The sequence below is a fragment of the Rhodobacter sp. JA431 genome, from assembly GCF_900217725.1.
In the GTDB taxonomy this organism is placed as follows: domain Bacteria; phylum Pseudomonadota; class Alphaproteobacteria; order Rhodobacterales; family Rhodobacteraceae; genus Rhodobacter; species Rhodobacter aestuarii.
Genome location: NZ_OBMP01000002.1, coordinates 60,935 through 80,070, shown reverse-complemented (window position 1 = coordinate 80,070; position 19,136 = coordinate 60,935). Strand labels below are relative to the sequence as shown.

General features: G+C 59.6%; 20 protein-coding genes and 1 tRNA gene. 8 read left to right on the top strand and 13 right to left on the bottom strand.

All coding sequences use genetic code 11. The features are described 5' to 3' along the window. Nucleotides 1–190 precede the first annotated feature (190 nt). Both CRO18_RS04055 and CRO18_RS04050 read left to right on the top strand, forming a co-directional pair. The gene (locus CRO18_RS04055) at nt 191–973 is read left to right on the top strand and encodes a sulfotransferase family 2 domain-containing protein (RefSeq protein WP_097081168.1); all 783 of its coding nucleotides are present in this window, start codon (nt 191–193) and stop codon (nt 971–973) included. Between the two features lie 124 nt (nt 974–1,097). Continuing rightward, entirely contained in the window at nt 1,098–1,862 is a 765-nt protein-coding gene (locus tag CRO18_RS04050) for a GNAT family N-acetyltransferase (protein ID WP_097081167.1), read from the top strand. Between the two features lie 13 nt (nt 1,863–1,875). Here the strand turns inward: CRO18_RS04050 and CRO18_RS04045 are convergent, their stop codons facing one another. The 4 genes from CRO18_RS04045 to CRO18_RS04030 all read right to left on the bottom strand — a co-directional run bounded on the left by CRO18_RS04045 (nt 1,876) and on the right by CRO18_RS04030 (nt 5,755). Then, nucleotides 1,876–2,895 carry an NAD-dependent epimerase/dehydratase family protein gene (locus tag CRO18_RS04045; RefSeq protein ID WP_097081166.1) on the bottom strand — a complete coding sequence of 340 codons (1,020 nt, stop codon included), beginning with the start codon at nt 2,893–2,895 and terminating at the stop codon, nt 1,876–1,878. Continuing rightward, the gene (gene lipA, locus CRO18_RS04040; RefSeq protein ID WP_076483527.1) at nt 2,892–3,845 is read right to left on the bottom strand and encodes a lipoyl synthase; all 954 of its coding nucleotides are present in this window, start codon (nt 3,843–3,845) and stop codon (nt 2,892–2,894) included. The genes CRO18_RS04045 and lipA overlap by 4 nt, the downstream gene beginning before the upstream one ends. 81 nt (nt 3,846–3,926) lie before the next feature. Beyond that, on the bottom strand, nt 3,927–4,553 hold the full coding sequence (locus CRO18_RS04035) for a hypothetical protein (protein WP_097081165.1): 627 nt from the start codon (nt 4,551–4,553) through the stop codon (nt 3,927–3,929). A gap of 86 nt (nt 4,554–4,639) precedes the next feature. After that, complete coding sequence (locus tag CRO18_RS04030; RefSeq protein ID WP_097081164.1) at nt 4,640–5,755, bottom strand: DUF6456 domain-containing protein; 1,116 nt, start codon at nt 5,753–5,755, stop codon at nt 4,640–4,642. 211 nt (nt 5,756–5,966) lie between these two features. On the opposite strand from CRO18_RS04030, the gene CRO18_RS04025 reads away from it, so the two are divergent. Next, nucleotides 5,967–6,275 carry a DUF6477 family protein gene (locus CRO18_RS04025; RefSeq protein WP_097081163.1) on the top strand — a complete coding sequence of 103 codons (309 nt, stop codon included), beginning with the start codon at nt 5,967–5,969 and terminating at the stop codon, nt 6,273–6,275. Here the strand turns inward: CRO18_RS04025 and CRO18_RS04020 are convergent. After that, nucleotides 6,262–7,839 (bottom strand): helicase HerA-like domain-containing protein, encoded by a 1,578-nt coding sequence (locus CRO18_RS04020; RefSeq protein ID WP_097081162.1) that lies wholly within the window; start codon nt 7,837–7,839, stop codon nt 6,262–6,264. The genes CRO18_RS04025 and CRO18_RS04020 overlap by 14 nt on opposite strands. Nucleotides 7,840–8,276: 437 nt before the next feature. Here CRO18_RS04020 and CRO18_RS04015 point away from each other — a divergent pair, with 437 nt between their 5' ends. Continuing rightward, nucleotides 8,277–8,873 (top strand): invasion associated locus B family protein, encoded by a 597-nt coding sequence (locus CRO18_RS04015; protein ID WP_097081161.1) that lies wholly within the window; start codon nt 8,277–8,279, stop codon nt 8,871–8,873. A 49-nt stretch (nt 8,874–8,922) separates the two neighbouring features. On the opposite strand, the gene CRO18_RS04010 is transcribed toward CRO18_RS04015, so the two are convergent. Genes CRO18_RS04010 through CRO18_RS03995 form a run of 4 tightly spaced genes read right to left on the bottom strand, consistent with a single transcriptional unit; the run spans nt 8,923 to nt 13,197 of the window. Continuing rightward, nucleotides 8,923–10,131 carry a beta-ketoacyl synthase gene (locus CRO18_RS04010; RefSeq protein ID WP_097081160.1) on the bottom strand — a complete coding sequence of 403 codons (1,209 nt, stop codon included), beginning with the start codon at nt 10,129–10,131 and terminating at the stop codon, nt 8,923–8,925. A 3-nt stretch (nt 10,132–10,134) separates the two neighbouring features. Further along, the gene (locus CRO18_RS04005; RefSeq protein ID WP_076483534.1) at nt 10,135–10,410 is read right to left on the bottom strand and encodes an acyl carrier protein; all 276 of its coding nucleotides are present in this window, start codon (nt 10,408–10,410) and stop codon (nt 10,135–10,137) included. A gap of 6 nt (nt 10,411–10,416) precedes the next feature. Beyond that, a complete protein-coding gene (gene lpxD / locus CRO18_RS04000; protein WP_097081159.1) occupies nt 10,417–11,517 on the bottom strand; it encodes a UDP-3-O-(3-hydroxymyristoyl)glucosamine N-acyltransferase in 1,101 nt (366 codons plus the stop codon). 48 nt (nt 11,518–11,565) lie between these two features. Then, nucleotides 11,566–13,197, bottom strand: coding sequence for a murein L,D-transpeptidase (locus tag CRO18_RS03995; RefSeq protein WP_249275987.1), 1,632 nt, complete (start codon nt 13,195–13,197; stop codon nt 11,566–11,568). A gap of 297 nt (nt 13,198–13,494) precedes the next feature. On the opposite strand from CRO18_RS03995, the gene CRO18_RS03990 reads away from it, so the two are divergent. Next, nucleotides 13,495–14,055: a DUF882 domain-containing protein gene (locus CRO18_RS03990; protein WP_076483537.1), complete on the top strand. Its 561-nt coding sequence runs from the start codon at nt 13,495–13,497 to the stop codon at nt 14,053–14,055. 122 nt (nt 14,056–14,177) lie between these two features. Beyond that, nucleotides 14,178–14,636, top strand: coding sequence for a GNAT family N-acetyltransferase (locus CRO18_RS03985; RefSeq protein WP_097081157.1), 459 nt, complete (start codon nt 14,178–14,180; stop codon nt 14,634–14,636). 28 nt (nt 14,637–14,664) lie between these two features. On the opposite strand, the gene CRO18_RS03980 is transcribed toward CRO18_RS03985, so the two are convergent. The 3 genes from CRO18_RS03980 to CRO18_RS03970 form a co-directional block, all read right to left on the bottom strand. Next, nucleotides 14,665–15,003: a pentapeptide repeat-containing protein gene (locus CRO18_RS03980; protein ID WP_097081156.1), complete on the bottom strand. Its 339-nt coding sequence runs from the start codon at nt 15,001–15,003 to the stop codon at nt 14,665–14,667. A 193-nt stretch (nt 15,004–15,196) separates the two neighbouring features. Continuing rightward, complete coding sequence (locus CRO18_RS03975) at nt 15,197–15,865, bottom strand: cytochrome b/b6 domain-containing protein (protein WP_097081155.1); 669 nt, start codon at nt 15,863–15,865, stop codon at nt 15,197–15,199. Beyond that, entirely contained in the window at nt 15,858–17,603 is a 1,746-nt protein-coding gene (locus CRO18_RS03970; protein WP_212710049.1) for a tetrathionate reductase family octaheme c-type cytochrome, read from the bottom strand. The genes CRO18_RS03975 and CRO18_RS03970 overlap by 8 nt, the downstream gene beginning before the upstream one ends. Before the next feature lie 298 nt (nt 17,604–17,901). Between CRO18_RS03970 and CRO18_RS03965 the strand changes: the two genes are divergently transcribed. Together CRO18_RS03965 and CRO18_RS03960 are read left to right on the top strand one after the other, a co-directional pair. Next, entirely contained in the window at nt 17,902–18,411 is a 510-nt protein-coding gene (locus CRO18_RS03965) for a hypothetical protein (RefSeq protein ID WP_097081154.1), read from the top strand. A 304-nt stretch (nt 18,412–18,715) separates the two neighbouring features. After that, complete coding sequence (locus tag CRO18_RS03960) at nt 18,716–18,910, top strand: hypothetical protein (protein WP_097081153.1); 195 nt, start codon at nt 18,716–18,718, stop codon at nt 18,908–18,910. Between the two features lie 73 nt (nt 18,911–18,983). On the opposite strand, the gene CRO18_RS03955 is transcribed toward CRO18_RS03960, so the two are convergent. Next, a tRNA-Arg gene (locus tag CRO18_RS03955) sits at nt 18,984–19,060 on the bottom strand. Nucleotides 19,061–19,136 lie beyond the last annotated feature (76 nt).

Sequence of the window (19,136 nt, the reverse complement as noted above, 5' to 3'; positions counted from 1 at the left end):
GCTTTTCGCTAAACCTATGGATTAAATCGCGGCAATCCGGCGGTCCGAGCGCAGGCTCAGCCTATGAGCGGCGCTTTTCGCACCCTAACTTTTTCATCGTAAACGGTTCTCTCACGGTTCTCGTTTTATGACGAAAGCGATCTCCTTGACGCGAGTTGCAAGGCGCGCTTCGTAAAGTAAGGAATGCACAATGCCCGTTTCTCGCCGTCATCAAGCGATCTTCGTTCACATTCCCAAGAATGCAGGGGAATCCGTTGAGCGCACGCTTGGGATCTATGGCGGAAACCCTGCAGAAACGGCGTGGGGGATCATCGGCAACAATGTGGTGCTACAGCACTATACCGCTTTGGAATTGCGCGATAATTTCTGCACGGCCGAGGTCTGGGATCGCTATTTCAAATTTGCGATCGTCCGCAACCCGTGGTCGAAAGCCGTTTCGGAATACAATTGGTATCTCAAATACGGGCCTTCGGTGTCATTTTCCGAATGGGCGCAGTCTTTGCCGCATCGTTTGAAGATCAATCGCACGATCCATATTTTTGAGGTCGGCCACAATGTCGAGCAATACAAATATATCTGCGACGAGGAGGGGGCGCTCCTTGTCGATCATCTGCTGCGGTTTGAAGATTTGCGTAACGCGTTCGCGGAATTATCTGCCAGGCGCCATTGGCACGTGACGCTGGAACATGCCCCGACAACCAGTTCGCCCAGCCAGATCAGTTTCAAAGACTATTACGACGTCGAAACCGCCAAGCTGATCGGCGCGATTTATGCGCGCGATGTTCAGCTTTTTGGCTACAGCTACGAAGAAACTTTCGCCGGGACCACGCTGAGCGAGACGCCTGTGGCCATAGATGCGTTATTCGATCCCGATCTTTATCTGAAATACAATAAGGATGTGAAAGCCGCCGGGGTCGATCCGCGTCAGCATTATCTGGATCATGGCATCAAGGAAGGTCGCCGGATCAGATAACCTCAGCGCCTTAGGGGGGCGGATTGGCATGAGACTTGCATCCAAAGTGCGGGGCGCGCAAAACGGGGAAATCTGTGACTTCGGCTGCGAAAGCCGATGTGACCCCGCGTGAAAAGAGGGCGACGTGGCGCTGATCCATCTTCAAGGGCAGGTAACCTGTCGCACGCCGCAAGAGCGGCGCGATGTCTTGGCGCTTTTGCCGATGCATTTGCGTCAAAGCCTGCGCGACCCGGGCTGTTTGTTCTTTGACCTCAAGCAGGCAGATGACCCGATGCGCTGGCAAATCGACGCCGGGTTTGCCTCGCGCGCGGCCCATGCCGATTATGAGGCGCGCACGGCAAAATCGACTTGGGGGCAGGTCACCTTGCGGCTACACCAAAGCGCAGAGATCCGAGAGGTCCAGCCACAGATCACGCCAGAAACCCCTGCCGATCTGCGCGCGCTTTACCTTTTGAACCGCGCGGCTTTCGGCGGCACCGGAGAGGCGGAATTGGTCGATGCTTTGCGCGCGTCGGGCGATTTGGCGCTCTCGCTCGTGGCGCGGTTTGGCCGGGCCTATCTTGGCCATATCGCCTTTTCACCGATTGCCGCCCCCTTCCCCGCTTGGGCATTGGCACCTGTCGCGGTGCGCGATGCGGTGCGCCAGCAAGGCCTTGCTGCGGCGCTTGTCCGAGCGGGGCTAGCGCAGGCGCGCGCGCGTGGGATCAAGGCGGTCTTTGTGCTTGGCGACCCGGCCTATTATGATCGGTTTGGTTTTTCGGTTGGTGCCGCGCAGGGCTATGAGTGCCCCTATGCGGGCCCCTATTTCCAGATGCTCGCGTTAAATGACGCCACGCTGCCCAAGGGGGCCTTGCGTTACGCGGCCCCCTTTGACGCGTTAGAGGATTGATTTCTGGCGCTTATTAGACAGCGTAATAGCCGCGATACCACTCCACAAAAGCTTTCACGCCTTCGGGCACGCGGGTTTGCGGCGCATAACCGGTGAGCCGTTGGAGCAGTTCCGCATCGGCCCAAGTGGCGGGCACGTCACCGGGCTGCATATCCATCAGATTGCGCGTTGCCACCTGCCCCGTTGCCTCCTCAATCGCGGCAATGAAATCAGTGAGCTGCACCGGTTCGGAATTGCCAATGTTCACGACGCGGAAGGGCGCGACGGGCGACAGGCTGTCGCCCTCTTCCACCACCCCATCTGCGGAGCGCACGGGCACCGCATCAATCAAGAGCCGGATCGCGGCGACCAAATCGGTGACATAAGTGAAGTCTCGCTTCATATCGCCGTGGTTATAAACGTCGATAGGTTCACCCGCCAAAATCGCCTTGGTGAACTTGAAAAGCGCCATATCGGGCCGCCCCCACGGGCCATAGACGGTGAAAAAGCGGAACATCGTCACCGGCAGGCCAAACAGATGCGCATAGCTATGCGCCATCGATTCCGTGGCCTTTTTAGTGGCAGCGTAGAAGCTCATCTGATGGTCGGCCTTCGCCACCTCAGCATAGGGCATCACGGTGTTCGCGCCATAGGCCGACGAAGTCGAGGCCAAGAGCATATGCGCGGGCGGAAAGGCGCGCGCAGCTTCCAAAATTTCAAATGTGCCGGTGATGTTGCTTTCCAGATAAGAGCGTGGGTTTTCAATCGAGTAGCGCACGCCTGCTTGCGCCGCGAGATGGATCACCACATCCGGGCGATGGTCTTCAAACAGCCCCATCATCACGCCGGGCGTCTGGATGCTGTCGTTCACAATCGCAAAGCCGGGGTTTTGGCAAAGCATCGCCTGACGGCGCTCTTTGAGCTTCACGTCATAATAGTCCGACAGGTTGTCGATCCCGATCACCCGCCAGCCTTCATCCAAAAGCTTTTGACACAGGTGGTAGCCAATGAAGCCCGAAGCCCCAGTGACAAGGGCGGTGCGTTGTGCGCTCATTGAGTTTGCCCCAGTTTTTTCAGCCGCGCTGCGCGCAATTGCGCGAAATCATCTCCTGCATGGTAGCTGGAACGCGTGAGCGGTGTCGCCGAAACCATGCCAAAGCCTTTGCCATAGGCCGATTTTTCATAATCTGCGAATTCTTCGGGCGTCACAAACCGGTCCACCGCATGGTGTTTGGGCGTGGGCTGCAAATATTGGCCGATGGTCAGAAAGTCGATATCGGCGGAGCGCATATCATCCATCACCTGCAGCACTTCTTGGCGGTTTTCGCCAAGGCCGACCATGATGCCCGATTTGGTGAACATGCTCGGGTCGAGTTCTTTCACCCGTTGCAACAGCCGCAGCGAATGGAAATAGCGCGCGCCGGGGCGCACGGTCGGGTAAAGGCCCGGCACGGTTTCAAGGTTGTGGTTGAACACATCGGGCTTGGCTTCCACAACAATTTCAAGGGCTTTCGCGTCACACTTGAGAAAGTCTGGGGTCAAAACCTCAATCGTCGTTTCGGGCGCGCGGTGGCGCACGGCGCGGATCGTTTGCGCGAAATGCTCGGCCCCGCCATCGTCCAGATCGTCGCGGTCGACCGAGGTGATGACGACGTGCTTGAGCCCCAGCGTTTCCACCGCATGGGCGACGCGCCCCGGCTCAAACGCATCCAAAGCGCTCGGCTTGCCCGTCGCAACGTTGCAAAAGCTGCAACCACGGGTGCAAATCTCGCCCATGATCATCATCGTGGCGTGGCCGTGGCTCCAGCATTCGCCAACATTCGGGCAGCCGGCTTCTTCACAGACCGTCACAAGCTTGTTCGTTTTCAATATCTCGCGCGTGTCTTTATACCCTTGCGAGGTGGGCGCCTTGACCCGGATCCAGTTCGGTTTTTTAGGCTGCGCATTGTCGGGGCGATGCGCTTTTTCGGGGTGACGCTGGCCGGGAAGTTTCAGATCGCGCAAGGAGATGTCCTTTCATCTGGCATAGCGCATAATTAGAGTGAAAGGCCGGACGATGCAAATATGTCGCGGCGCACCTCGCGCCTATTTGTCGAGCCAGATCATGAGCCCAAGCAGCACTGGTGCGCCGATCAGCATGAGCAGCAACAAATAGAGAGTCGGTTTGCAGGTAAAGTTCAGGCGGCGGTTTTCCTGCTCTTGCGTGATTGGCGCGTGGTCACCCGCCGCGCGTCGGACTTGCGCCAGCACAGCCTCCGCCGCGCGTCTATTGGGGGCGAAGGGTTTGATCCACAAGATACGCGGCTTTTGCACCGGATCGTGGGGCGCAAAGTGAAGTTCCGGCGCATAGCCGCCGCGCAAACGCCGATGCACCAGCTCCGCTGGCGCGTAGCCGCTCAACACCACCTCGGTGCCACGGTTCCAAAACCCCGAAAACACCACCCGCCTCGGCGCAATCGTCAATTCGGGGCGCCCAAAGGCGCGCCCAACCAGACCCGCGCCCACCATGGCAACAAGAAGGAGGCCGCACAGCCCTGCGAAAACGGCATCGGCACGGTTGCCACGCGCCCATTCCTCTGGCGCAGTCTCAAAAGCCAGAAAACCGCCAAGGAGAAGCATGAGCCCCATGGCCGCCCAAGTGCCAAAACTCCAGCGCGGCTTGAGGGTGACGGGCAGCGGGTTCTGGGGCGAAAAATCGGTTCGGTCTTGCATATCATATCTGACAAAGCTCTGCGCAATTGTGCGGGCAACGCGCTGCAGAGGCAAGATTTTCTCGCTCTGCCCGCACGGAGCGCGCCTTACCCAATCAGCGGCGCGGCCCCGCCATAGGTCTCGTCATAATGGCGCTTGAGCCGCATCAGCGCGATGCGCAGGACAATCTTGCCCGAGCGCGCGGACCAACCCATGCGTTTTTCCGCTGCTTCCAGACCTTCCAGAAAACAGCAGCACCGCAGCACCATATCGCCCAAACCGGGGCCAAGGTCGGACAGCGCCGCGGCCACGCGTTCGCGTGCGCGGTCTGACCCGCCAGGGCCGCCGGTGCCCAAATCGGGTCGGTAGTCGCCACGCGCGCCGCCGGTCATGAACCGTTCCCAGTTTTGCGCAACGCACGGGCCCATCTGCGCCAGTTCAAAATCTTCGCGCAGCCGTTCGCCCGCCGCCACCAAGTCCGGTGCCAAGAAGGGTTTGCCATCGGCATCGCGGCGCCGCGCCAAAACACCGAGCGGGCTTTCGGCCAAATTCATCCGCAGGCGCGGTCCTCGCCCGGTGGCGCGGTCCACCTCGTCTCGATGCTGCGCGCCATGTGGATTTTGTGTCGCATCCGGTGCAAGCCCAGCTGCAGCTTGTTCTTCCGCCAGCAGTCGCTTAAGCGCGGCGCGCCCGGTGCTGGTGATCTGGTAGCTTGTCACCCGGCCGCTATGGGCGACGCTGATCCAGTCTTTCAGCGCGAACCCCTGCGCAACCTCACGGCTTATCACCGCTGTGCGCACGGTGCCGCGCAGCACAACGGCCTTCTCCATATCTTTCGAGACGACCAAAACCGCGCCGGGTTCGGCAAGCCGTCGCAACACGCGTTGCGCCTCGCGGGCCAGCAGATCATCTTCCAGCGTGGCTTTCACAGAGCGGATCGGGGCTGTCATCGGGTCTGGTTCCCTCATCGGCACGCTGGCACATGCGGTTTGGGCCAGCGATGCCCCTGAGCGGCCAAGGCGGGTGAGCGCCTCATCCACCAAAGGGTCATCGCGGCGCGCCTCGATCCGGCGCACGCGGCGCAAGATCGTTGAGGCGGCACAGCCCTCGGCGCGGGCCAATTGGCGGATCGGGACACCCTCCTCGACATGGCGCAAATAGGTGCGCGCACAATCGGGCAACCAGTCGGGCAGCCCCTCCCAGGCTGTCGTGGTCTTGATCATGTGTTCTTTCCCGTTCGCGCCGCGTGGGACGGCGCCGAATGCACTTCCAAGCGTGGGTTGGTTTGGTTACCCGTTCATTAAGAAACGGGCTGATACCGAAAATTCTTCAAAAATTCTAAAGACCTGTAAATACATCGCACGGTGGAATCGTGCGCCACGCAACACCCGCTTAGGTTGTGTTTGATTTGGGACGTTCTTGCGGGAGGGTCCCATGTCCGAACTATTAGAGCAGATGGCGCGGTTGCGCCGCCCCAAGCTTTTGATCCGTGCGGCGTGGTTTGGCCAAAGCGATTACAACCGCCGACGGGATATGAAACGGCTTTTGGCGCAGGCAGAACTGCCACCGCCCGCATCTGCCCTGCGCGCCCTTTTGGAGCTGGAAGCGACGCTGGAAGAGGCGCGCCTGAACGGAACCGCCGCCTATAGCTTCTTGCGCCATATCGAGGTGCTGATTGCGGTGATGGCGGAGGCGCGGTTGCTCGCGCCCTGCCCCAATCCGCCCGCCGCTAGCGCGACTTGAAAAGCGAACCAAGCACCCCGCGCACCAGTTCTTTGCCCGCTTTGGAGCCCAATTGCCGGGCGAGCGATTTGCCAAAGACCTCGGCAATGCTGTCAGAGCGGGAACTGCGCCGTGTGCTGGCGGATCGGGGGGCTTTTTCCACCTTCGCGCTCTTGATCGGCGTGAAGCGCCGCGCGCGGTTGAACTCCAGCTTCGCAGCAGCGGGTTCTGCGGCTTCTTCCGGCTCCGCCGCTTCCGCTTCTGCCGCCGCTTTTTGCGCGCGGGCCGCCAGAATTTCCGCTGCAGAATGCCGGTCGATCATCTGGTCGTATTTTACCCCATAGGGCGACGCCTTCACAATGATCTGCCGTTCTTCGGGCGTGATCGGCCCAAGCCGCGACTGCGGCGGACGCACCAACGTGCGCTCAACAACGCCCGGTACACCTTTGTTTTGCAAGAAAGAAGTCACCGCCTCGCCGGTGCTCACTTCTTTGATGGCGGTTTCGGTTTCAAACCTTGGGTTCGGGCGATAGTTTTCCGACGCGCGGCGCAGGTCTTTTTGATCTTTGGCGGTGAAGGCGCGCAGGGCATGCTGCACCCGGTTGCCCAATTGGCCCAAAATATCCTCGGGCACATCGGCGGGGTTTTGCGTGATGAAATAGATGCCGACGCCTTTGGAGCGAATGAGCCGCGCGACCTGTTCGACCTTATCGACCAGCGCTTTGGGCGCATCGTCAAACAGCAAATGCGCTTCATCGAAGAAGAAGACAAACCGGGGTTTGTCGGGGTCGCCCACCTCGGGCAGTTCTTCGAAAAGCTCAGACAGCAGCCACAAAAGGAAGGTCGCGTAAAGCCGCGGCGAGGACATCAGCTTATCCGCCGCCAAAATGTTGATCTGGCCGCGCCCATCCGGCGCAAGGCGCATCATATCGGCCAGATCGAGCGCGGGTTCGCCAAAGAACTGCGCCGCGCCTTGGTTTTCCAGCACCAACAAGCGACGCTGGATCGCGCCGACCGATTGCGCCGCTACATTGCCATAGCGCAGCGAAAGCTCATCGGCCTTTTCGCCAACGTAAACCAGCATTGCCCGCAGATCATCCAGATCCAGCAGCGCCATCCCCTCGCTATCGGCCAGATGGAAGGCGATATTGAGGACACCCTCTTGTGCCTCGCTCAGATCCAAAAGCCGGGCGAGCAACAACGGCCCCATTTCGGAAATCGTCGTGCGCACAGGGTGCCCCTGTTCGCCAAACATATCCCAAAAGGTCACCGGATAGTCACGGTAGGTCAGATCAAAGCCGATGGTTTGTGCCCGCGCCATGAACGGTTCGTGCAGTTTGCCATTGGCCGAACCAGGGAGCGCGATGCCCCCCAAATCGCCCTTCACATCGGCCATAAACACCGGCACGCCCGCCGCCGAGAACCCCTCGGCCAGAATTTGCAAGGTGACGGTTTTGCCGGTGCCGGTGGCCCCCGCCACAAGCCCATGCCGGTTGCCGTATTTGAGAAGCAATTCCTGCGGCAGCCCATAGCCCTCGCCACCACCGCCCACGAAAATGCCAGTCTCGGTCAAAACCCCGGTCATGCTGCCCCTCCCTTGGTTAAGGGCCACAATACTTCCTTAACCCTTTTGCGCCATAGTGGAATTGTCCCGCCTGTGCCTTTGGCCGTGGGACACTTCCTCCCTGTCGACTGGCCGCGCCCTTGGGCGCGGCTTTTTTCTTTGCGAAAGATTTTTCTTTTAACGAACAAAGCCTTGGCAATTTTATATTTGCCTGTTGACCTGAGCCCTTATCCACTCTAGCGTTCATCTCAATGACATAGTCGGCTGGTCCGACAGGGGGGAAGGAAGGGCTTCGGAAACGGGGCCCTTCACCCATTTCTGGGCCCCGCGTTTCGGGCGTGGTTTTTCACGGAACTGTCAGCTTTTACGGTAAGATCGTGTCTGCAAATCGCCGATTTCCGCGGGACAGCCCCGGTTCGGCATGCTAAGCCCTCTGCACCCCCTTTGGAGGAAACCGGATGATGAAAAAAACCAAATCCCTTGCTCTTCTGATTGCCATGGGTCTCGCTGCGCCGATGGCGTGGGCGCAAGACACCGCCGCGCCCGAAGCCCCCGCTGCCGCGACCGAGGCGACCCCGCCCGCCGCCGCCGTGGAAGGCCCCGGCTCGACCTATGTGAAAGAGACTTTTGACGACTGGCAGGTGCAATGCCTGCGCACCGAAACCGGCAATGATCCGTGCGAGATGTTCCAACTTCTCAAAGACGGTGATGGCAACGGCACGGCGGCGATCTCGATCATGGCGCTGCCGGAAGGCGAAGAGGCCGTTGCTGGCGCGACGATCACCACCCCGCTTGAGACCCTGCTCACCCAAGGCGTGAAGCTGAAGATCGATGCGCAAAACCCGATCCAGCTGCCGTTCAATGTGTGCTCGCAAGGCGGCTGCTTCTCGAACGTGTTCTTGAAAGCGCAAGACATTGATCTGTTCAAGAAGGGCAACAAGATCGCGATGACGATCATCCCTGCCGCCGCGCCCGATAAGCCGGTGGAACTGACGATCTCGCTCAAAGGCTTTACCGCTGCCTTTGACGGGCTGCCGAAACCGGCCAAGCCGTAAGCGAAGATCGCATTGTAAAGCCTTGATAACGCCGTCCTTTGGGGCGGCGTCATACTTTAGAAAGCAGCAAGACCGCGTTCAAGCCGCCAAAGGCAAAGGCGTTGGACATCACGGTCTGCACCTTTGCCTCGCGCGCGGTGTTGGGCACCACATCCAGCGGGCAGTCCGGGTCGGGGGTGTCGTGGTTCACGGTGGGGGCAATGACGCCTTCATTCAGCGCCATCAAACAGGCGAGCAGTTCCACCGCGCCGGTCGCGCCAATGCAATGGCCGTGCATCGCCTTGGTGGAGGACACAGGCACCACCATGCCGCGGTCACCAAACACTTCCAAAATCGCCGCCGCTTCGGTGCGGTCATTGGCGTTGGTGCCGGTGCCGTGGGCGTTGATGTAATCCACCTGATCGGCAGAGATACCCGCATCCGTCAGCGCGCCGCGCATCGCCCGTGCCGCGCCATCGCGCGAGGGCATAACGATATCGCCCGCATCCGAGCACATGGCAAAGCCGGTGATTTCGGCCAAGATCGTCGCGCCACGCGCCTGCGCGCTGTCGTAGCTTTCCAGCACAAAGACGCCCGCGCCCTCGCCTTGCACCATCCCGTTGCGGTTGGCGGCAAAGGGGCGGCAGCCATCGGGCGACATCACCCGCAGCCCTTCCCAAGCCTTCAGCCCGCCGAAATTCAGCATCGATTCCGCGCCGCCCGCCAACATGCCATCGGCCATGCCCGAGCGGATCATTTGATAGGCCAAGCCAATCGCATGGTTGGAACTGGCGCAGGCCGTCGCCACGGCGAAGCTCGGCCCCATCAGCCCCCAGTCCATGGAAATATGGGAGGCGGCCGCATTGCTCATCAGCTTCGGTACGGTGAACGGATGCACGCGGTTTTTGTTTTCGGCATAAACGGCGCGATAGGCCTCGTTCACCGTGGCATTGCCACCGCCTGCGGTGCCGATGATCGCGCCCCAGCGCGTTGGGTCGCCGGGTACTTCGGTCAGACCCGCCTGCCCCATCGCCTCGCGCGCGGCCAGAAGGCCAAACTGCGTGAAACGGTCGTAAAACGAGAGCTTGCTCTTTTCAAACAGCGCTTCGGGCGCGAAGTCTTTGACCTGCGCGCCAATGCGGATGGTGAGCCGTTCCACATCGGCAAACGCGAGGGCGCCGATGCCACAGCGCCCTTCCTTCATCGCGGCAAGCGTGCCGACAACATCCGGGGCCAAAGCATTGACCGTCCCGGCCCCGGTAACGACGACACGCCTCATGCGTTAGGCCATTTCCGGTTGCGGCGAGGAAATCAGGCGTTCCACCGCGCGCACAATCGCACCGACCGAGGAAATGTCGAAATCGCTCTGGCTCGGCTCGTTGGCGTTGAACGGCACCGAAACGCCGAAGGTCTCTTCGATCGAGAAGATCATCTCGACCAGACCAAGGCTGTCGAGGCCAAGGTCCTCAAGCGTCATATCCGGGCGCACTTCGTTCGGTTCCATCGCCGCTTCACGCGCGATGATCGAAAGAATCTGGTCTTGCATATCGGGCCTCATCTGGCGTTACTCCGTGCCCTTCTTTTGCGAGAGATTTGTAACAGTTTCTCGAAGTTCCGCCATTTGCGCAAAGAGTCGCGGTAGACGGCGGATGTTTTTCCAGGCTTCAACATGGGTTTCCATTTTGACGGCGGGGTAACCGAGCAAAACCCGACCTGCGGGCGCATTGGTGAAGATCTTGGTGGCGCCGCCCGCGATCACGTCATCGCCGACAAAGATATTGTCGTTCACGCCGCATTGGCCGCCCATCACCACCCGGTCGCCAATGCGCGAAGAGCCCGCAATGCCAACCTGCCCGCATAGCAAACAATCGCGCCCGACTTGGACGTTGTGACCAATATGGACGAGGTTATCGAGCTTGGTGCCCGAACCAATCGAGGTGGCACGCACGGTGCCACGGTCTATAGCGACATTGGCGCCCAGTTCGACATCATCGCCAATTTCCACGGTGCCAAGGCTGTGAATCCGGGTCCAGCTTTGTTCCTTAATACCTTCGCGCTGGCCCAAGGTTTCGCGAATTTCCTCAACGCCCGATTTTTCCGGCGTAACGAAAGAAAACCCATCCGAGCCTACAACCCCACCGGGTTGCGCGATAAAGTTGTCACCAATGCTGACCCGCGCGCCGATCTTGACGCCGTGCAGGATCAGCGCGTTTTCGCCAATTTGCGAAGCTTCGGAAATGCAGACATGAGCGGCAATCCGGGCATGCGCGCCAATCGTCACGTCCCGCCCAATCACCACAAAGGGGCCAATGGCTGCGCCGTCACCAATCACCGCGCTGGGGTCGATCACCGCGGTGGGGTGGATGCCCGGCGCAATCTCTGGCCCCGGGTCAAAGGCTTTGGAAAGCCCCGCCATCGCCAGCCGTGGCCGCGCAACGAAGATGGCCGCTTTCAGCCCCAAAGCCTGCCAATCGGTGCCTTCGGGCACAATCGCCGCCAAAGCCTGCCCGGCCGCCAAGCCGGGGATATATTTCTCGCTCATCGCAAGGGCGATTTGGCGCGGCCCGGCCGATTGTGGCTCCGAGGCGCTGTCGATCGGCAGGCTCAGGTCTCCCTCCGCCCGCGCCGCGAGTGCTGTTGCGATGGTTTCGACCGTCTGCGCCATGTCTTGCCTCTTCGTGACCCGCGCGCCAAGCGCGCTTCACGAGAAGATTTAGTTCGTCAGCGACGCCAATGCCACCCCTGCCTTTTCAAGCGCGCTGTAAAGTGCGCCGTCGCGGCCATAGACATCGTGGCGGTATTCGATCCGGCCTTGGGCATTGGGCCAAGCGGTGAAATAGACCAAATGCACCGGCACCGGCTTATCGAGCGGCACACGGGTTTCCGCCCCGGTGCGCAGGATTGATTGGAAGTAATCTTCCGGATTGTCGACCTGTTTGGCGAGCAGCGCATAGGCAAGGTCAAACGGACGCCCGACCCGGATGCAGCCGTGGCTGAACGCGCGCACATCGCGCTGGAACAGCGATTTCGACGGCGTGTCGTGCAGGTAGATGTTGTATTTGTTCGGGAACAGGAACTTCACCAGCCCCAAAGCATTGCCGCTGGAGGGCGGTTGACGCATCGCAAAGGGGAAGTTGCGCGCATTATACGCCGAAAAATCCACAGAGCCGCGCGAAACGGTGCGACCCCGGCTATCGACCAGTTGGATATGCCCCGCCGCGCCCGGATTGCGCTGCATCATCGGCAGATATTCTTTCACGGTGATCGAGCGCGGCACAGACCAGCTCGGGTTGATCACCATCAACTCCATCTCGTCGGAAAATTCCGGCGTGCGGCGGTCTGAACGGTTTTGGCCAACCACAGTGACCGATTCAAAGGTCATCTTGCCGTCGTCAAAAATCCGGGCCGTGAAATCGGTGATATTCACCCAGATATGGCGTTGCCCAAGGTCGCGGCCATTGAGCCAGCGCGCCCGTTCAAGCGCCACCAACACCGATTTCAGACGCTCTTCGGGGGCGGTGTTGATCTCGGCCATTGTCGCTTCGCCCGCGACGCCATCGGCTTTCATGCCCAGATCGAATTGATAGCTTTGCACCGCCTTTTGCAGCGCCGCATCGTAGCTGCCCGAGATCGAGCGGCCCATATAGCCCATCGCCATCATCCGGTCGCGCAGTGCCACCACCGCAGCGCCGGTATCGCCCGGGCCAAGGTGTTTGGCGGGCACCGGCGCGCCCCAACCGCCATTGGCGATTTGTTCGGACAAATGCAGGCGCGCGCGCAGAAGGTTGGCATATTGGGGAGTGTGGGGCGCAAGGCCACGCAGGTAATGCGCGGGAACCGGGGCGTTCAGCAGCCCATTCAGCAGGGCGACGGGGTCGGGGCGGATGATCTCGCGCACGATGCCCGCATCAATCTTTTGCGGCTCCAGAGCACCGGAGGAAATATCGCGCGCCCAAGCAAGGTAAGCGAGAGAGACTGCCGCTTCCAACTGGCCGCGCTCGCGCTCGGTCTCAATCGTCGCAAAGCGGTTGCGCAGATCCTCGGCACCGTAACGCGCCACCGGCAGCCCATGCGCGCCCGCTTGGTCGAGCGCCGCAAAGAAAGCGGCGCGACGCGGGGCGGCCTCTGCCGTGGTCCAGATCGGTTTATAACTCCGCTCAGCGTAGAACGCGCCAAGCGCGGGGTTGGCCGCGGCAGTTTCCGCCACCGCTTGGGCGAAACCCGAGATTTCTTGTGCCTGCACGACACTCGGGGTTGCCCCCACCAGCGGCAAAGCCGCCGTTCCTGCCAGAAGGCATGCCACAACAAATTTGCGGCCAAAATCCCGCATGTCCCGTCCAATCATATGCTTTCACCCCTGAAAGTCCCCGCCCGCACCCTGTTGGAAAAACCGCCAACTGTCCAGACGATGCAGAAAAACAAGGGCTTTTTGCCGTCACGATGCCCCGTGAAGCGATGCAAGCGGGCCACAGCGCGCCCCCTTTGAGCAGAAAATTGCCGAAAGGTATGGAAATCCCCACCCTTAGATAAATGAAAATTTGAATCACTCACGGGCCTGTGCCATAACTTTGCCACGGAATACGGTTAGAAAGTGGTTAAAGCCGCTCTATAGGCGGCAAAAAACCGAGGGACAGGCAAACCGATGAGCATGATCACGACATCCCGTCGCGGGCTTCTTGCGGCCTTTGCTTCCACGATGGTGGTTGCGGCGCCCACGATGAGCAACGCTTTTGGCATTCTGCGCGGGGCCGGTGACATTCGACGTATCCGTATGTACTCCGGTCGTACCGGCGAAAGCATCGACACGATCTACTGGATCGAAGGCAACTACATCCCCGAGGCGCTTAAAGAGATCAATCTGTTCATGCGCGACTGGCGCACCGATCAGGTGAAAAAGATCGACGCCCGCACGATTGACATCGCGGCTGCCTCGCACCGCTTGATGGATACGAACGAGCCTTACATGATGCTCTCGGGCTATCGTTCGCCCGCCACCAATGCGATGCTGCGCTCGCGCTCGCGCGGTGTGGCGAAGAACTCACTCCACATGCAAGGGATGGCGGCGGACCTGCGCCTCAAATCCCGCTCGGTCCCGCAAATCTATGCCGCCGCAACGGCCTGCCATGCGGGCGGCGTGGGCCGCTACATGCGTTCCAACTTCGTGCATATGGATTGCGGCCAAGTCCGCACCTGGAACGGCTGAGTCTTCCAACGAGCATTTGCAAAAGGGCGCTGCATCTGCGGCGCCTTTTGTTTTTGGGTCTGAGTATCTTTTAAGGCCAGCTCGCAATATGCTGGTTTTCTTGGGTAAAAGGGAGACCAACCATGGACGAATTGCACTTCCGTCGCGCAACCGCCGCAGATGTTGAGGCGGTTGTCGCACTGCTCGCCGATGACACCCTTGGCGCTGCGCGTGAAAGCGCATCGCCAGAGTTGGCCGAATGCTACAGCCGAGCCTTTGCCGAGATCGAGGCTGATCCGAACCAGTTTCTGTGTGTGGTCGAGGATAACGGGTGCATTGTCGGCACCCTGCAACTGACCTTTATCCCCGGCCTATCGCGGCAGGGGGCCAAACGCGGTCAGATCGAAGCGGTGCGAATTGCACGCGACCGTCGCGGAGAAAAGCTTGGCGAGGCGATGTTTGCTTGGGCGATTGAGACCTGCCGCGCGCATGGCTGCAGCTTGGTGCAACTGACCACAGACAAAGCCCGCCCAGATGCGCATCGCTTTTACGATCGTCTAGGCTTTGAGCCGAGCCATATCGGTTACAAGCTGTCGCTCTGATCGCCGAAGATCACGCGGAAACGGAGGTTTAGTCCCGTTGCTTTTCATAGGCGTCAAAAAGATCGCTCACCAGAACTCCGTTGATCCGCATCCCAGTGAGATCTGCGTCTGAAATTTCGGTATCGGCCAGAGTTACGCCGCTGATTTTCAGCTTGGAGAGGTTCGCATTTGAAATCTGCGTTTCGGCGAGGGTCACATTGTGAAACCGCGACCGCGCGAGGTTGACGTCATCAAAATCCGCTTCGCTCAGATTGGTATTATGAAACGTCGCTTTCGAAAGAACGGCAAAGAACTTTGAGCCCGCAAGATTCACACCGTCGAAGTGCGCGCCTTCCATATCGGCACGTTCAAAGTGCGCAGCTTGCATCTGAGGGCCGTTGAACGGATTTGGCTCAGTGTCTTTTCCCAAAGGAATATCCTTCCGCGAAAATGTTTCTTTTGGGATGATGGCGCACAGAATGGCCTGCGGTCAACAACCGTGATCAAAACCGGCTCATTGCATCCTACCCAAACAAAAAAGCCCCCGTCACCGGGGGCTTTCTCATCTCTCTCATCCCGCCTCAGTCTTTGTAAAGCGGGGTTGCGCGGACGAGGCCTTTTTGTTCGAGATAGGCTTCTTCCTCGGCATTCAGATCAATGCGGTCATAGCCGGTGATCATCGGTTGCACGTGGCGTTTGAACCCATGCCCGATGGTCAGCAAATAAAGGTGCGCGACCACGAAGGAGCCAATCGCAAAGGCGGCCAGCACATGCAGATTGGCGATGATCGTGAGCCAGAACCCCTGCCCGTCTGCCCCATCCCAAAAGCCATAAGACAGATAGGCGAGCCCCGTCACCCAGATCGCCGGGAAGAGCGCCATTTTCAGCGCGAAATAGGATCCGGCTTGCAGCGGGTTGTGGCGACGCTCCAAAGTTTTGGAATAGGGATGTGCCTCGCCCTTAAACACGCCATAGGCATAGAACCGCGCCACCTGCAAAAAGCCCGTCAGCCGCGGAATGAACTGTTTCCAGCCATGCGTGGTGAAAAGCCAAAAGGTGGCGAAAACCCACAGCACCAACAGCGCAATCGCCACCAGCGAATGGACCGTCACGGCGAGGCCAAAGGGCATCACCTCATGCAGCCCCATGATCCGCGCGCCGGTGAAGAACAGCAGCATGATCGAGCCCGCTTGGGACCAGTGCCAAAGCCGATTGAACCGGCTGTAAACTTTTACGCAGCGCTCAACCATGATGACCTCCGTTCGGTTTGCGGCCCACAAGGCGCAGCACGCCATGACCCGCGACCCCAAGCGCGGCAAGCGCCAACAGCACCATGCCGATCTTGCCGCCGATGTTCAGACCGCCGGGCACATAGATGCCGGTGATCCCGGCCATGCGGCCGTTTTCTGCGTGGCAGGCCGCGCAATCGAGCGCGTCTTCCTTCGGCGCAACTTGGTGGGCAATCGGCCAGTACATATAGGTATCGACGAAGTCGTAATTGCCCGAATACTCAAGCCCGACATAGTCCATGCCCGCTTTGAGCGATTTTTCCCAATCGAAATAGGACCAAAGCGCCGTGCCATCGCCCGGGCCATAGACGTGGTTGAACAAAAGCACATTGCGCACCGTGTCATAGGCTTGCCGCCCTTCCATCCGTTTGAACGGAAAGATGCGGGCATCGGGCGCACCGGCTTCGCCTTGGATCTGGTTGATTTCCACCACTTGACTCGGGTCGATCTCCGTTTCCGGCAGCGTGTAGCGCATCACCCCATTCGACCAAGCGTAATGCGGCACAACGTTTTCGCCCCAAGCAAAATCGCCCTTGGTGGAAAGGTAGGTGTGCAGTTCCGCGCCATTGCCTTGGGTATAGCCATGTTCCTTGATCGGTTTGCCGTTTTCATCCATCCGGCCGGCGGTGGACCAATCCCAGAAGGTTTTGGTCGCCACGCCACCGCGCGCAAAAGACGGGATATGGCAGCTTTGGCAGGCCAAGCTGTCGGTGTGGTCATTGAGCTTCATCGCCAAAAGCGGGTTCGGCCCTTTGTGCGGCGCATCCGTGTGGCACGAGGTGCAGCTTGCGGTGTCGCGCTCGGCCCCCGGCATCCGGTCCGCGCCATGCGGGTCGATCACATCGCCCTCATACCGCGAGCCCGCCAGAACGTGCTTGTCCGACACGTGGCAGCTTTCGCAGGTCATATTCGCGCCATCTTGCGACATGTGCACATCGACCGCGCGCGGCGGGTCAAACAACACCGAGGACAGATCGCCGTGTTTCACGTTATCGCCGCCGCCACCGTAAAAGTGGCAATTGCCGCAGTTTTCACGCGTGGGTTGGCCCACCGACAGCGCGGCTTTGACTAGATCCACCGGCGTGGCTTTGGCCCCGGTGATGGTCTTGGCACCCTCTGCCACCGGGCCCAGCGGCGGGTGACCGGCAAGGTTGTCTTGCTTGGCATATTGGCCAGAGCTGTCATGGCAGACAAGGCAATCGACCGCGGTCGGGTCGGTCGGCGCCGGTTCGCGCACATCGTCCCAACCATAGCCGACGTGGCACGAGGTGCAGCGCACCTCGTTCGAGGCCACATTGCCGCAAAAGGCGTTCAACTCGTGCGCCTTCCCAAGCGTTTGCCCAGTGGTGGCGTTTTCATAGGTCCAGGTCCAGTGGACCGAATGCATCACTTGGTTGGAGGCTTCGGTGTGGCAGCTCAAACAAGCCGCCGTGACCTCTGGCCCCGATGCGAAGGGCCCTTTGAGAATATCGAATTTGGAGTGATCGGCGGTCAGCCCCGCCACCGGATCGGTGATCAGGGCCGCATTCGCGGCAAGGGTGGCCGGATCGGGGCGCGATTGTACGCCCATCATTGGGGCCTCTGAGGACGCCTCCGGGGTTTCTTGCGGAGCCGTAGGCGCATCTTGCGCCCATGCAGGCCCCAAAGCGAGCCATGCCGCCGTTAGGCTGGCCGTGCCCCGCAAAGCGGACAGTTTCATGATCCCTCCCCCAATCGTCAGTCGTTAAATGCGATAAGTCTCCGTTCATATTCCGATACACGCATCCGTGAATGCGAATAAGTGACTGTGTCACACAGCCGCAGAGAAAGAGTGCCGCAGGAGGGCGCCGCGCCGCATGTGGTGGATCGCCGCACAGGGACGCAAAGCCTTTTGGCAGGCGCCGCCTGTTGCCGACCTGCGCCAAGCTAAAGATCTTCTAAGAATAAACAAAAGCTTGTTGATCCGACGGTCTTCGCGGGTGATCGTAGCGAGAGGAACGGGCAAGGGGGCCGAGTGAATGCGGATGAAAATTGCGGGGCTTTTGATCTGTTTGGCGCTGCCAGCGGCGGCGGAAAACGTGCCGATGGCGCGGATCTATTCCACCGGAAACATGATGTATGAGGGCGATTCCTGGGAATGCATCCAGATCTCCTCAACCATGGGCTGGCAACGCTATGTGCCACCGCATGAACCGGGCCTCTATGGACATGATTTCTACAATATGACCATTTCCGCCGATCAAGAGGGCTGGACGGTCGACAAGGCGCGCTATGCGCGGGTGCTAAATGGCGGGCATACCGGAGCGGACGCCCGCGCGCTCTCCCCTTATGATGGCTATAAATACGACCAGTCCTACCCGTTCGGCGCGCTATTGCTGCGCTACAAAGATGGCACCACCCGCGCTTTGATGCGCGAAGACCCCGGTGGGACCAGTTGGGACTTTGGCAATGATCCGCTGTTTGATTTTCGGATCAATGACACAGGCTTAGGCGATAATGCCGGCGTGCTGAAAATCTGTTTTTGGTGATTTTGGTGTAAGCTGCAGATCACGGCTAAAGCGCCATAACAACGGTTTGCCCGACTAGATATTGACGTCCGGGTTTCGGGAAGCCACCATATCTCCACGACGCTAACACCCGTGGAGATGAAAAAAGCTTTGCATCGAACGGATGAAAGTCGGAGCCCGAGAAACGCTGGGTTCAAATCATGTTTCTCGGGCGTCTCATGAAACTCGCCTTTCGGCTCACATCATGTGGCAATCGTGCCATTTGTGACGTTGCTTTTCAAGCCGGAAGGCCCTCGAATGCCCAAGGGGCAGGAAGGTGGTCAAAATGGCCAAACGCAGAACTACTCGCATCCTCACTTTTGCTGATGCCGTTAACATCCAAACCCTGATCATTCAGGGGGAGATGCAGCACAGCATTGCAGCGCTTTACGGCGTGAACCAAGGGCGGATCAGTGAGATCAATACAGAGAAACGGCACCGCGGCAGCCACACTGAGGCATTGCGGCGACTTTTCCCGTAAGAACAAAGACTGGGCGGCTTACTCGCCCAGTCTACCCCAAACGTATGAAAGAATAAAAAAACCTGGGGAGAAATGGCGCACCCGACAGGATTCGAACCTGTGACCCCTGCCTTCGGAGGGCAGTACTCTATCCAGCTGAGCTACGGGTGCAGCTTGCGTGGGTGATAGCCGGAAAATTTGGGGGCTGCAACCGCTCTGTGCAGCCCACCAATGATTTCGCGCGCGA